Annotated in this window: 15 protein-coding genes; 11 read left to right on the forward strand and 4 right to left on the reverse strand. The window is 39.5% G+C overall.

Annotated elements, in window-relative coordinates:
• Window positions 1–238 precede the first annotated feature (238 nt).
• On the reverse strand, window positions 239–2464 hold the full coding sequence (locus tag MMP60_RS01775) for a primosomal protein N' (protein ID WP_241334831.1): 2226 nt from the start codon (window positions 2462–2464) through the stop codon (window positions 239–241).
• 156 nt (window positions 2465–2620) lie between these two features.
• On the opposite strand from MMP60_RS01775, the gene gspF reads away from it, so the two are divergent.
• The 4 genes from gspF to MMP60_RS01795 all read left to right on the forward strand — a co-directional run bounded on the left by gspF (window position 2621) and on the right by MMP60_RS01795 (window position 5321).
• Window positions 2621–3826 carry a type II secretion system inner membrane protein GspF gene (gene gspF / locus MMP60_RS01780; protein ID WP_241334700.1) on the forward strand — a complete coding sequence of 402 codons (1206 nt, stop codon included), beginning with the start codon at window positions 2621–2623 and terminating at the stop codon, window positions 3824–3826.
• Window positions 3826–4299: a type II secretion system major pseudopilin GspG gene (gene gspG / locus MMP60_RS01785; RefSeq protein ID WP_277603646.1), complete on the forward strand. Its 474-nt coding sequence runs from the start codon at window positions 3826–3828 to the stop codon at window positions 4297–4299. Before gspF ends, gspG begins: the two co-directional genes overlap by 1 nt.
• Window positions 4300–4562: 263 nt before the next feature.
• Window positions 4563–4907, forward strand: a complete 345-nt coding sequence (locus MMP60_RS01790) for a hypothetical protein (RefSeq protein WP_241334702.1) — start codon at window positions 4563–4565, stop codon at window positions 4905–4907.
• 27 nt (window positions 4908–4934) lie between these two features.
• Window positions 4935–5321, forward strand: a complete 387-nt coding sequence (locus MMP60_RS01795) for a hypothetical protein (protein WP_241334703.1) — start codon at window positions 4935–4937, stop codon at window positions 5319–5321.
• Window positions 5322–5419: 98 nt separating this feature from the next.
• On the opposite strand, the gene lnt is transcribed toward MMP60_RS01795, so the two are convergent.
• Together lnt and MMP60_RS01805 are read right to left on the reverse strand one after the other, a co-directional pair.
• Window positions 5420–6979: an apolipoprotein N-acyltransferase gene (lnt, locus tag MMP60_RS01800; RefSeq protein ID WP_241334704.1), complete on the reverse strand. Its 1560-nt coding sequence runs from the start codon at window positions 6977–6979 to the stop codon at window positions 5420–5422.
• Window positions 6976–7815, reverse strand: coding sequence for a CBS domain-containing protein (locus MMP60_RS01805; protein WP_241334705.1), 840 nt, complete (start codon window positions 7813–7815; stop codon window positions 6976–6978). The genes lnt and MMP60_RS01805 overlap by 4 nt, the downstream gene beginning before the upstream one ends.
• A 175-nt stretch (window positions 7816–7990) precedes the next feature.
• On the opposite strand from MMP60_RS01805, the gene tusA reads away from it, so the two are divergent.
• The gene (gene tusA, locus MMP60_RS01810; protein WP_241334706.1) at window positions 7991–8248 is read left to right on the forward strand and encodes a sulfurtransferase TusA; all 258 of its coding nucleotides are present in this window, start codon (window positions 7991–7993) and stop codon (window positions 8246–8248) included.
• A gap of 3 nt (window positions 8249–8251) precedes the next feature.
• Window positions 8252–8848, forward strand: a complete 597-nt coding sequence (locus tag MMP60_RS01815; RefSeq protein ID WP_241334707.1) for a LysE/ArgO family amino acid transporter — start codon at window positions 8252–8254, stop codon at window positions 8846–8848.
• Between the two features lie 12 nt (window positions 8849–8860).
• On the opposite strand, the gene MMP60_RS01820 is transcribed toward MMP60_RS01815, so the two are convergent.
• The gene (locus tag MMP60_RS01820; RefSeq protein ID WP_241334708.1) at window positions 8861–9475 is read right to left on the reverse strand and encodes a DoxX family protein; all 615 of its coding nucleotides are present in this window, start codon (window positions 9473–9475) and stop codon (window positions 8861–8863) included.
• Window positions 9476–9635: 160 nt separating this feature from the next.
• Between MMP60_RS01820 and MMP60_RS01825 the strand changes: the two genes are divergently transcribed.
• The 5 genes from MMP60_RS01825 to MMP60_RS01845 all read left to right on the forward strand — a co-directional run bounded on the left by MMP60_RS01825 (window position 9636) and on the right by MMP60_RS01845 (window position 12420).
• Window positions 9636–9941, forward strand: coding sequence for a hypothetical protein (locus MMP60_RS01825; protein ID WP_241334709.1), 306 nt, complete (start codon window positions 9636–9638; stop codon window positions 9939–9941).
• Window positions 9942–10006: 65 nt separating this feature from the next.
• Entirely contained in the window at window positions 10007–10873 is an 867-nt protein-coding gene (locus MMP60_RS01830; protein ID WP_241334710.1) for a DUF692 domain-containing protein, read from the forward strand.
• On the forward strand, window positions 10870–11601 hold the full coding sequence (locus tag MMP60_RS01835) for a putative DNA-binding domain-containing protein (protein WP_241334711.1): 732 nt from the start codon (window positions 10870–10872) through the stop codon (window positions 11599–11601). The genes MMP60_RS01830 and MMP60_RS01835 overlap by 4 nt, the downstream gene beginning before the upstream one ends.
• Before the next feature lie 16 nt (window positions 11602–11617).
• Entirely contained in the window at window positions 11618–12235 is a 618-nt protein-coding gene (locus MMP60_RS01840; RefSeq protein WP_241334712.1) for an RNA polymerase factor sigma-70, read from the forward strand.
• Window positions 12229–12420, forward strand: coding sequence for a zf-HC2 domain-containing protein (locus tag MMP60_RS01845; protein WP_241334713.1), 192 nt, complete (start codon window positions 12229–12231; stop codon window positions 12418–12420). Before MMP60_RS01840 ends, MMP60_RS01845 begins: the two co-directional genes overlap by 7 nt.
• The last annotated feature ends 13 nt before the right edge of the window (window positions 12421–12433 follow it).

Below are 12433 nucleotides of genomic sequence, written 5' to 3' on the forward strand. Positions count from 1 at the left end.
TTGATCTCAAATGTATGTTGGATAAGCAATATGTTTGTTTGATGTTTTAATATGCCATGAAATAACAAAGACTTTTATGCAAAGTGATAGTTGAATTGAAGATATGTTTTGCTACCGCAATTCAATATGCAATATTCATCTCGCTCGCCTCAATCACGAAGGATGGGTGATCAAGAGAAATGCAGTATCAAACTTCGTTGAAAAAGCACTTGATGGCTTTTCATATGAGAATATTCAATTAACTAAATTCTTGTGGATCAACGTCAATCGAGAGTCTCAGCAAATGCTGACGCGGTAAATGTACTACTTGCTGCCACCACTGACGTAAATAAAAATGCAGTTTTGCACGATCGGCAGACAAAATCACCATATGCGCCCGATAGCGCCCTGCTTTACGTTCCATCGGCGCAGGAATGGGGCCCCAAATATCCACGGTATCGCCAGCCATTGTCCGTAATTGTTGCGCAATGTCCGCTAAAAATTGTTGGCTATAGTCTCGATCCTTAGATTCAACCCGAACCAATACTGCATAACGATACGGGGGTTGCATGGCAATCTTACGATCAGCCAGCATTTGTTTGGCGACAGTACGGTAGTCATGCTCAATTAAGGTCGTCAACATCGGGTGATCGGGACGCAAGCTTTGTAAATAGACACTACCTTTATGTTCACCACGACCAGCGCGCCCTGCTACTTGTACAATCAGTTGTGCAGTTCGTTCAGGCGCACGAGGGTCGACGCTGAGTAAGCCTGCATCAATATCTAAAATGGCAACTAAAGTGACATGAGGGAAGTGATGACCTTTGGCGAGCATTTGCGTGCCCAATAAAATACTGGGTTCATTTTGTTGAATACGGTCATAAATCTTCTGCCAACTGCCGACTCGACTGGTGCTGTCTCGATCGACTCGAATTACTTCATTGTGGGGAAACAATTCTTGTAAGTGTTCTTCAAGTTTTGCTGTTCCTGCACCTATGGTTTTTAAGCTTTGTTTTTGACATGCAGGACAATGCTCAGGAAGGCGATTGATGGTACCGCAATGGTGGCAATGCAAATAATGATAGGGCTGAGAGTGTAGAGTAAAGTGCGCATCACAATGTGGGCAATTGGCTTGCCAACCACAGCTTTCGCACATCAAAATAGGAGCATAACCACGTCGATTTAAAAAGATCAGCACTTGTTCTTTACGCTCTAGGGTATGTTTGATTTGCTCAAGTAAGCTTTGACTGATGCCATGCTTCTTTTTGGCAATTTTTAAATCAATGACATGCATCTTCGGTAAAACCGCAACGCCCGCACGTTGATTTAGTTCAAGCAAGTGCAACTTACCTGATTCCACCAAATGATAGCTATCAATACTCGGGGTGGCAGAACCCAGAATGACTGCACAGCCTTGTAGATGCCCACGATACAATGCCACATCACGGGTATGGTAGCGGAAACCTTCTTGCTGCTTATACGAAAGATCATGTTCCTCATCAAGGATGATCAAACCTAATCGAGGAAGTGGCGTATAGATCGCAGAGCGAGTGCCAATAATAATCGAGGCTTTACCTGTTTGAGCCTGTTGCCAAGCCTGTAAACGTTTTGAGTCATTTAAACCTGAGTGCAATAACGCTACATCACAATGAAAGCGTGATTTAAAACGAGCAACGGTTTGAGGTGTGAGACCAATTTCAGGGACTAACACCAGCACTTGTTTGCCTTGTTTTAACACGTCATACATGACTTGCAAATAAACTTCAGTCTTACCACTGCCTGTCAAGCCATCAAGTAAAAATGCTTGATAATGATGGAGTGCTTTTAGGATTTGCTGAATGGATTTTTTCTGATCTTCATTCGGTGTTAAGGGAACTTGAGCCAATTGCACAGGCGTTGGGGTGAAATCATGTGGTTCAAGACAACATTCAACCAGACCTTTTTTCTCTAGCGCTTTGAGTGTAGCTGTTTCGATACCACTGAGATTTAAAATATTTTCGGTTGTACCATGTAGATGTAGTTTGAGAATTTGGTAAGCATCATATTGTTTTTGAGAACGTTTTAATAAAGCATCAGGATTGTCATTTGGGATAATTTTCCATTGATGAAATAGAATATCTAAGGCACGTCCTTGCCTTAATAGCGAAGGTAAGGCGCTTTGCATGACCTCACCAATTGGAAATTGGTAATATTGTGCTGACCATGTCAACAAAGTTAAAACTTGTTGATCTAGAATTGATTCCTGATCGAGTAATTCCGTGATGGCTTTAAGTTTGAATTGCCCTGTGAATAGCTCATTGGGATCAACTTTTTCAGTAATGATTCCAATCAGATTTTGCCGACCAAATGAAATCGCAACACGTGCGCCAACCTGTGCTTGATCATATTGCTCAGCACTGACCGTATAGTCAAACGTGTCATACACATAAACGGGTATTGCAACTCGAATACGGTACAGAATAGCGTTAGAATTTGGGGTAGGCATAAAGGCTTCAATCACGTGTAAAATGGCATGACTGCATGTCATGGAATTATGCTAAAGTGCAGTGCGTTATGTTGATAAACATAAATGAATATGAATGATTCCACGACACGGATGCAACAGTAACGACAACTATTTTGGGACAATTAGAACAGAACCATGCCTGCTTATCAATTTACTGCTCTTGATGCTTCTGGAAAGCAACATAAAGGTGTGCTTGAAGGGGATTCTGCACGCCAAATTCGTCAACAGTTGCGAGATAAAGCATGGACACCAATTGCGGTCGATGCCGTTGAGCAAAAAGATAAACAACAACAGCGTTCTTGGTTTGCAAAAAGCTTTAGTGCTTATGACCTCGCATTGATGACACGCCAACTTTCAGTTTTGGTTGCTGCGGGGATTCCATTGGAAGAAGCATTACGTGCGGTCAGTAAACAAAGTGAAAAGACTCATGTACAAAACTTATTGATTGCTGTGCGTTCCAAAGTTTTGGAAGGGCATTCATTAGCACAAAGTATGCAACAAGCAGGTCGTTTCCCTGAGCTTTATATTGCAACGGTTGCGGCAGGTGAACGCTCTGGACACCTTGATCTGATTTTAGATCAGCTCTCAGACTACACTGAAAACCGTTTTGCGATGCAAAAGAAAATTCAGGGTGCGATGATTTATCCAATAGTCCTCATGTTAATGTCATTCGGGATCGTGATGGGCTTGATGACCTATGTTGTACCTGAGATCGTCAAAACTTTTGAGCAAAGTAAAGAAGCCTTGCCTTGGATTACAGTAGCGCTCATGAAAGCGAGCGCCTTTATTCGACATACATGGATCGGGATATTGATTCTCGCTTTTATTGCGATCATTCTATTTACCCGCTTTCTAAGAACAACCGCAGGGCATTATGCCTTTGACCGATTAACACTCAGGTTGCCACTTTTTGGTAAACTTTCACGTGGTATAAATGCAGCACGTTTTGCCAGTACCTTGTCTATTTTGACTCGTTCAGGGGTGCCTTTGGTGGAAGCTCTACGCATTGGCGCTGAAGTCAGTAATAACTGGGTGATTCGTGATGCGATTGAAGTGGCGATGGAGCGTGTAACAGAAGGTGGTAATTTGGCAACACAATTGGAGCGTTGCGGTTATTTTCCCCCAATGATGGTACAAATGATTCGAAGTGGTGAAGCTTCTGGTGAATTAGATCGAATGTTAGATCGAGCTTCAACCATGCAAGATCGTGAGGTAACGACGTTTATCTCAACTTTATTGGCTTTACTCGAGCCCTTGATGCTGATTTTTATGGCAGCAATTGTATTGGTGATTGTGATTGCGGTCATGTTGCCAATTATTAATATGAACAATATGATCTGATGAGTGACACGAAAGAGATGGATATGAATAAGCAAAAAATGCAGCGTAAGATGATGAACAAACAGTCTGGATTTACACTCATTGAAGTGATGGTTGTTATTGTAATTTTAGGTGTTTTGGCTGCATTAATCGTTCCGAACGTGATGGGACGTGGTGAAAAAGCCAAAGTTGATACGACGAGTATTACGCTAAAAGGCGTTGCTGGCGCTTTGGATCAGTATAAATTGGATAATGGCCGTTACCCATCAATGCAAGATGGTGGTTTAGATGCATTAGTCAATAAACCTGCTGCTGCTAAAAACTGGTTGCCAGGTGGTTATGTCAAAGGTGGTTATCCGAAAGACAGTTGGGAAAATGACTTGCAATATGTCATTCCAGGTCGTGAAGGACGTTCATTTGATTTATATTCATTTGGAGCAGATGGTAAAGAAGGTGGTGAGGGGAATGATGCAGATATTTATTATCAGCCATAATTTTTAAATCAGGCAATATCACTTCATTTTTAAATAAAATAAATAGGGAATGAAGTGATAATGTTTGTTAATTTAGTCTTTGATGCAAGTATTTGAAAAATATAAAATTAATAATATGGTGCATATTGAGAGTTATAATAAGAATTATTCCCATGTTTAATGGTTACAAGAAAAATAAATTATGCAGAAAAATAGACTTTTTATTAAGATCAAAGCTTTGCATAATAAATTCAGACCATTTAAATTAGGTATGGAGAGAACAGATGAAAGCATTTCTTGTGTTAGATGAACTCAATCAGTTTCATTGGGCAATGTTGAAATCTGTGTTGTTCATTTTAAGCCTATTACCGATGAGTGAGGGTGCTTTGTCTTTATGGCAAACGACTGAAGGTAGTAGCCAAATAATGATTGGTTTTTTTGCGTTGAGTATGTTGAGTGCATGGTTTGTTCTTTGTTTTTTAAGTGCTTTAAAAACCAGTGTTTGGAATAATCATGAGCTGATTTCTAAATATGAACAATTGTTGTTTAATGCCTATCGTTATATCCCAATGTTATTTTTATCGAGTTTAGTGGCTTATTTATCGGTGCAAGTATCTATGGTACTTTGAGGTAAATAATTTTAGTTAGGGTATATGATGTTTATCCGTTTTATTATTCATGCAAAGGATGAGGGTTCAAATAAGAGGCAGGGCTTGTTTCAAGCAATGTCAGATTTAGAAGAGTCTGGTGAATTGTATGATTATGAACAAACTTATTATGATGAAATATATGATTGGTTTAGAAAAAATCTAAAGAAACCAGATAGCTTTGCTCGATCATCTAAACCCCATGCGAAGAATGTTGCTCTTAGTTGGTTTAAAGACACAGCTGATGAACATATATCAAAAATGTATGAAGTTACTTATCTTCTTCGAGCGCATGGGATTAATGTAGAAATCTTGAGTACAGAACGACCAGGGTATGTTGTATATGAAGATCAGTTTCAAATCGTGGCTGAACCATTTAAGGAGACCTGTACTTAGAAAAAGTCTTTTCTTTAGATTGATTCTGTAAAAATATTAATAAAATAAGCACTTAAATCTATTATTCATCCAAATGCTTATCTTAATTTATTAAACAATTACCGCCGTGATTTAAACGAAATATCGACTTTGCGTGGACGATAAATCCAACCCAAAATGAGTAAGAAAACTGAAAAAATCAGAATTGGATAATCACTCAAACGGTTATATAACGTTTGCCCTTGCATAGCAGGTAAATCACCACGTAATACAAATTCCTGATCTAAAGGAGCTTGTTTCACAATATGTCCATTGTGATTAATAAACGCTGTCACACCCGTATTGGTCGCGCGAATAAACCAACGCCCATTTTCTTTGGCACGCATTTGTACCATTTGTAAATGTTGCCAAGGGCCTGCTGTATCCGTGAACCAAGCATCATTCGATACGGTGATTAAAAAATCACTATTTGTTGCATTACGACGGGTGAGGTTTGGATAAGCCACTTCATAACAAATGGCAGCAGCAAGTGCATGTCCTTTGATGGTGAGCGGCTTTTGGTTAGCTTCCCCACGTGAAAAACCACTCATACTGATATCATTTTGCATCGCAGGTAAAACCCATTTCAGCATACCTGATAATGGAATATATTCACCAAAGGGCACAAGACGTTGCTTCTTATATAAACCATGTGAATCACTGCCTGATGCCATAATACTGTTGTAATACAGAGGCTCACCGACTTGCTGAGACTTAGGTATATCCCAATAAGGAATCCCTGTTACCCAAGCGCTATCCGCTTTTTTTGCTTGGGTATCCATTGCTTTTAAAAACTCTGGAATATCGGTTTGAAATAATGGAATAGATGATTCAGGCCAAACAATGAGATCACGTCCCCATTCAGCACGGGTGAGGGTGGCATAGATCTCTAGGGTCTTAATTTGGTATTCAGTCAACCATTTGAGGTCTTGAGGAATATTACCTTGAATCAATGACACACTTAGCGGTTTGGCTGTTTTGGGTTGAACAAATTGAATGAATCCAGAGCCCCATGCTCCTAACACTAGCAGCGCAGAAGGAATCGCCCAAAACCAACGGCGATTTAAAATTTCAACAAGGGCACAGGCAAGTACAATCACAACGAAAGAAACGGCATAGACACCAAATAAAGGTGCATAACCATCTAATAATCGCTCAGTAAATGCATAGCCTGCAAACAGCCATGGAAAGCCTGTGAAGACCCAAGTCTTTGCCCATTCGAATAATACCCAAATAGGTGCAAAGGTTAAGGGTGTTTCAGGGAAAAAGCGGCGGTACAACCAAGTTTGAAAAGCACTAAATAAGCCCATTGCAGTTGCCATAAAGGCAATCATTAAAATGCTTAAAAATGCGTTGGTATCACCATAGGTATGGATCGAGGTATAGAGCCAAAATGCACCTACAAACCATAAACCAAAACCATAAGCCCAACCTAAAGCAAAAGCTTGTCTCGGGCTACGTTGATGTAGAACCGCATAAAGTAATGCGGGTGATAAGATCGCTAACCACCAGAAATAATACGGTGCTAATGCCAAACTAAAGATTGCACCTGAAATCAGCGCAATCAGAAGTGGAAAAACAAAAGGAACTTGTTTTTGTGGTTGAGATAAATTTAATAGCTTTTCAAAATAGCTTCTCATTGACGGACAGCTCGAATCAGATGAATAGTGCGCGCATCTGCTTCAATAATGGTAAATTGCCAATCGCCAAGCTCAATGGTTTGACCTTGTAAATCACTGACTAAACCAATCTCTTGCAGCAGTAAACCGCCCATAGTTTCAACTTCATCGTCAGAAAAATCTGCATCTAAAATAGTATTGAAGTGTTCAATTGGTGTAAGTGCTTGCACGATCCACGTATTTGCTGTGGTTGGGTCATTATCTGGAACAATATAGAGCGCTTCTTCATCGGCAATATCATGTTCATCTTCAATCTCGCCCACAATTTCTTCAAGAATATCTTCAAGTGTGACTAAGCCTGATGTTGAACCATATTCATCAATCACAATCGCGATATGTGTTTGTGTATTTTTTAACATACGCAAGACTTGATCTGAACGAGCACTTTCAGGCACGAAGACAGGTTGGCGCATCAGTGAATGAATATCAACTTTGACATTACGCTCGGTTAGGAAAGGTAAAAGGTCTTTCGCTAATAAAATACCGACCACATTATCGCTTTGATCTGCTGAAAATACAGGGAAGCGTGAATGTGCAGAATCAATCAGTACATCCAAAATATCTAACAGTTGATCATCTTCTTGTAAGCTGATAATCGCTGTGCGTGGCGTCATCACTTCTCGAATCTTTGTTGCTGGGAGATCAAGTACACCCTCAAGCATAGCAACGGTATCTGGCTCTAAAAAGCGGCGTGAGTCTTGAACTAACTTGAGTAATTCATCGCGGGTTTCAGGTGCAGTACCTAACCATTTTCTTAAGCCACGCATACCCCACGACGGACTGGATTCCTCGACCATGATCTTTCCTAAAGACTCTCTATATCAATTAGATGATTTTCATCATACCGAAGAAAAAGCGGATATGCATCAATAAAACTATGTAATAAACGTACAGTTTTCCAAAAGATTGCTGAGGATTTTTATCTGATGACTTTATGGTAAAATATGAACATTAAAATAGATGAGTATGATGATGTCTGAACAACCTCAACTTCCTACGGTTCAACTGAATACTAGAGGCTTGCGTTGCCCTGAGCCAGTCATGATGTTGCATCAAGCGATTCGTAAAGCAAAATCAGGTGATATTGTTGAGGTTTTTGCAACAGACCCTTCTACGTCATGGGATATTCCAAAGTTTTGTATGCATCTTGGGCATGAGTTGCTGCTTAAAGAAGAAAGCCTCGATGCAAATAGTCATACCGAATATCGTTACTTAGTGCAAAAAGGCTAAGTTTTGGTTTCCACATATATTTCAGGTTTGTTGTTAGGTTTCTCTTTAATTCTAGCGATTGGCGCACAAAATGCTTTTGTATTGAAACAAGGGTTGTTAAAGCAACATGTGTTTTGGGTTTGCCTTGTTTGTGCATTATCTGATGCAGTTTTGATTTGCTTTGGTGTATTCGGGTTTGCATCGATTTTGAGTCAGCAGGTAGGGCTGATTCAAGTCATGAAATATTTTGGTGCTGCCTTCCTATTTATTTACGGCTTACGTAGTTTTTATAACGCCTATAAAGCCAATAGCGGTCTCGTTGCTTCAGCACAACCAACTACAACTTTGGCACAAACTTTGATGTTATGTTTGAGTTTTTCTTGGTTAAATCCACATGTCTATTTAGATACAGTGGTGTTGCTCGGCTCAATTTCAGCACAATATACTGATAAAGTAGCGTTTGCAGTAGGAGCGGTTTCTGCGTCTTTCTTATTCTTTTTTAGTCTAGGTTTTGGTGCTCGTCTACTACGTCCTGTTTTTGCCAATCCTAAAGCATGGAAAGTATTAGATATATTGATTGGGGTCATCATGTGGTTGATCGCACTTTCATTATTAAGATAGATACCTATCAGCTTATCTTTTTGATTTACTTAGTTTTCGACTGAGCCAGTAATCACAACTTACATATCTTCCACCACCAAGAACCAGTAGTGCACCCAACATAACCAGATAGGTTACTGCAAACTCAACACCATTATTCAATATGACAAATGAACCACTTGATGTAAGCCAATCGTAATTTCCATAAGTACTCAGAATCTCTCTCGCTTTTTCTAGTTTTTCCGCTGACTCAATCACTTGCATATTTGCAAAAGGGGCATGTGGATCAGCAATTGCTTGCCATCCATTTTGAATGTGTACAGTAAAGATCGCGACCAGCATGGTGATCATCAATGGAATACAAATCAGTCGCGTTGCGAGACCTAAGGCAAGTAAGACAGCACCACCTAATTCAGCCGAAATTGCTAGGCTAGCCATCAGGAATGGGATGGGTAAGCCCAAGCCCCATTCGCTATTACCAAACCATTCAACCGTATCATTGAAGTGTTGTAGTTTATTGTGTCCAGCCATCCAAAAAATAGGAGTTAAGTATAGGCGAAGTGCTAAAGAGGCGATTCCATCAAAATAATTTAAGTTGGAACCCAAATTTTGATAGTGTTTATGCAAAGAATAAATTAGATTTTTCATGAGAAATTCACAACGAATAAGCTTTATTGATTATTAGTCGTTTGAATTTTTGATTTCTTACACAAAAAAATCTAAATTTGTCTGTAATAATTTGATTGTTCGCACGTCTAATTTTATGTACCTAGTACAAAAGCAATATTTACTTAAAAGGAACTTCACAATGAATAAATTAAACTCAATGACTTCGGTTGCCGCTTTAGTTGCATTATCTATGGTTGGCGCAGTAACCCAAGTTTCGGCAGCATCGACGACGGCTGAAACACATGTGACTAAAACTGCAGATGCAAAATGTGGTGAGGCGAAATGTGGTGCAGATAAAGCGAAAAAACAACACAAAACTACCGATGCAAAATGCGGTGCAGATAAAAAAGCTGCGGATGCTAAATGCGGTGCAGACAAAAAAATGGCAGATGCAAAATGTGGTGCAGACAAAAAAGTGGCTGATGGGAAGTGTGGCGCTCACTAAGCCTTATGCAGACGGTTGATGACAGCATTTAAAAAGATGACTGTCATTCACCTAAGGGATTCTTTATGGATGCAATCACAAGTGTTGGTCTTGGTTTAAGACGAGACTTTATAGAGGCATTTTTAGGTGCAACTCACCATCCTGACTTTATTGAAGTTGCCCCAGAAAATTGGATGAGTTTTGGCGGACGGCATGCCAAACTTCTAGCTCGGTGTGTAGAAAAATCTCCATTAATTTGTCACGGACTCTCTTTGTCAATTGGTGGTCCTCATCCCTTAAATATTGATTTTATTCATCAAATCAAAAAATTCTTAGATTCTTATCAAGTCGAGATTTATTCCGAGCATCTGAGTTATACCAATGATGGTGGCTATCTATATGATCTTCTGCCTATCCCAATGACTGAAGCTGCTGTGAAGTATGTAGTGGAACGGATCTCTCAAGTTCAAGATATTTTAGGACGAAGATTAGTGTTGGAAAATGTTTCTACTTATCTTATGCCGAATGCTGAAATGTCCGAGTCAGACTTTGTTCGTGAAGTAATCACACAAGCAGATTGCGAATTGTTGTTGGACGTGAATAACGTTTATGTAAATAGTCTCAACCACCAAGCAGATGCTTATGCCTTTATTGATGCTATGTCGAAACAACGTATTCGTTATCTACATATTGCAGGGCATGAACAGGTGAGTACAGATTTACTGATTGATACTCATGGTGCGGAAGTATGTGATCCTGTGTGGGCATTGTTGGAATACACTTATCAGGTTTGTGGTGTGAAACCAACGTTATTAGAGCGCGATTTTAATATCCCAACATGGCAGAAACTTCAGAATGAATTGAATAAGATTCAGCTGTTACAGCATAAATATTCAAATCAACGCATGTTAATCCCAATGAGCCCGAATTTGGTCGATGGGGTAAATGTATGAGTATGAATGAGCATGCTTTTCAGCAGACCCAACATGATTTTTGTGACTGGCTGCGTGATCCAAATTCAGCAGAATCAGTGCCTTTTGATTTGGATCGTATGCAAGTTTATCGAGAACTGTTGTTCAACAATGTTTGCTCATTTATCAATTTGGTTTATCCAGTGGCTCAATCTTTATTGTCCGAGCAGCAATGGCAACAGTTACTGACGGATTTTTTTCGAGAATCTCAGAATCAATCACCATTTTATAATGATATCTCGTTGCAATTCAGAGAATTTCTCGCAGAACATCAGCATCCTATTTTAGTTGAATATCCGTGGCTTGCTGAGCTGTTGCAATACGAATGGCTTGAACTGTACTTAGATACACTTGAAATTGAAGATGTCACTTTGAATGCCGAATTAAATTGGCAGCTGACTACACAAGTTTGGGTGTTGGTGTATCAATATCCTGTTTACCAATGGTCGAAAAATCAAATTAACAAAGATCCCGCTCCAAGTGCCATCATGGTTTGGCGAAACAAACATGATCGGGTTTGTGTTGAAATACTGACTCCATTATTCGCTTATCTAATTGAGCAATTAGCACAACAACCGTTGTCTCGAATAGCACTCGCTGAGTTTATCCAACAAATAATTCCAGATCTATCAGTCAGTGAAGTGAACACTCAACTAGATGAGTTTGCAGAAGATTTGATCCGCTTAGAATTGTTATACAAACTTGACTAGCACAGTGAGAAACTCGATGCCTGAAATGACAACATCGAATGCTAATGCATCGCAGCAACTGTATAACGATGATTTTTTGTTGGAATTACGACAACAAATGATGAAGTTTGCAGTATTGCAACTTTCTTCATTTCATCAAGCTGAGGATGTTGTGCAAGAAGCTTTAGTGAGTGCTTTACAACATTCAGGCTCTTTTTCTGGCCGATCAGCATTTAAAACATGGGTATTCGCTATTTTAAAAAATAAAATTGTTGATCTGATTCGTCAGAAGCAACGTTTAGTCAGTATGTCTGAATTGTTTGATACGGAAGAAAACGAGCGAAGCGTTGATGAGTTGTTTGATGCTTCAGGGCATTGGCAAAAATCAGAAAGACCAAAAGCATGGTTGAATCCTGAGGAAATGATGGAGCAGCAAGATTTTTGGATGATTTTCGATGCGTGTTTGAATCATTTACCAGCGAAGTGTGCACAAGTGTTTATGTTGCGGGAAATGATTGAACTGAGTTCAGATGAAATCTGTGAAAAATTAGACTTAAGCATCTCAAACTTGAACGTTTTAATGTATCGCAGTCGAGCGAGACTGCGTGAATGCTTAGAAAATAAATGGTTACTTCAGGAGGATTGTTCATGTTGACGTGCCGAGAAGCGACCCAATTGCTTTCAGAAAAACAAGACCGAATACTGAATTTCAAAGAACTGAGTGCTTTACAGTTTCATGTGATGATGTGTAGTCCGTGTCGACGTTTTGGTAAGCAGATGAAGAGCTTAAGTTTATTATCGAAACAATATAAAAAGTTTGATGAAGGGCAGAAAGATTAAAATTAAAAAGCCT

Source organism: Acinetobacter sp. ANC 4805, assembly GCF_022549495.1.
Taxonomy (GTDB): Bacteria; Pseudomonadota; Gammaproteobacteria; order Pseudomonadales; family Moraxellaceae; genus Acinetobacter.

Bases quoted from the DNA above. Each gene is read 5' to 3' on its own strand.
- gspF (WP_241334700.1), top strand. From the start codon at position 2,621: ATGCCTGCTTATCAATTTACTGCTCTTGATGCTTCTGGAAAGCAACAT.
- tusA (WP_241334706.1), top strand. From the start codon at position 7,991: ATGTCTGAACAACCTCAACTTCCTACGGTTCAACTGAATACTAGAGGC.
- MMP60_RS01790 (WP_241334702.1), top strand. From the start codon at position 4,563: ATGAAAGCATTTCTTGTGTTAGATGAACTCAATCAGTTTCATTGGGCA.
- MMP60_RS01825 (WP_241334709.1), top strand. From the start codon at position 9,636: ATGAATAAATTAAACTCAATGACTTCGGTTGCCGCTTTAGTTGCATTA.
- lnt (WP_241334704.1), bottom strand. From the start codon at position 6,979: ATGAGAAGCTATTTTGAAAAGCTATTAAATTTATCTCAACCACAAAAA.
- gspG (WP_277603646.1), top strand. From the start codon at position 3,826: ATGAGTGACACGAAAGAGATGGATATGAATAAGCAAAAAATGCAGCGT.
- MMP60_RS01775 (WP_241334831.1), bottom strand. From the start codon at position 2,464: ATGCCTACCCCAAATTCTAACGCTATTCTGTACCGTATTCGAGTTGCA.
- MMP60_RS01830 (WP_241334710.1), top strand. From the start codon at position 10,007: ATGGATGCAATCACAAGTGTTGGTCTTGGTTTAAGACGAGACTTTATA.
- MMP60_RS01845 (WP_241334713.1), top strand. From the start codon at position 12,229: ATGTTGACGTGCCGAGAAGCGACCCAATTGCTTTCAGAAAAACAAGAC.
- MMP60_RS01835 (WP_241334711.1), top strand. From the start codon at position 10,870: ATGAGTATGAATGAGCATGCTTTTCAGCAGACCCAACATGATTTTTGT.
- MMP60_RS01840 (WP_241334712.1), top strand. From the start codon at position 11,618: ATGCCTGAAATGACAACATCGAATGCTAATGCATCGCAGCAACTGTAT.
- MMP60_RS01820 (WP_241334708.1), bottom strand. From the start codon at position 9,475: ATGAAAAATCTAATTTATTCTTTGCATAAACACTATCAAAATTTGGGT.
- MMP60_RS01805 (WP_241334705.1), bottom strand. From the start codon at position 7,815: ATGGTCGAGGAATCCAGTCCGTCGTGGGGTATGCGTGGCTTAAGAAAA.
- MMP60_RS01795 (WP_241334703.1), top strand. From the start codon at position 4,935: ATGTTTATCCGTTTTATTATTCATGCAAAGGATGAGGGTTCAAATAAG.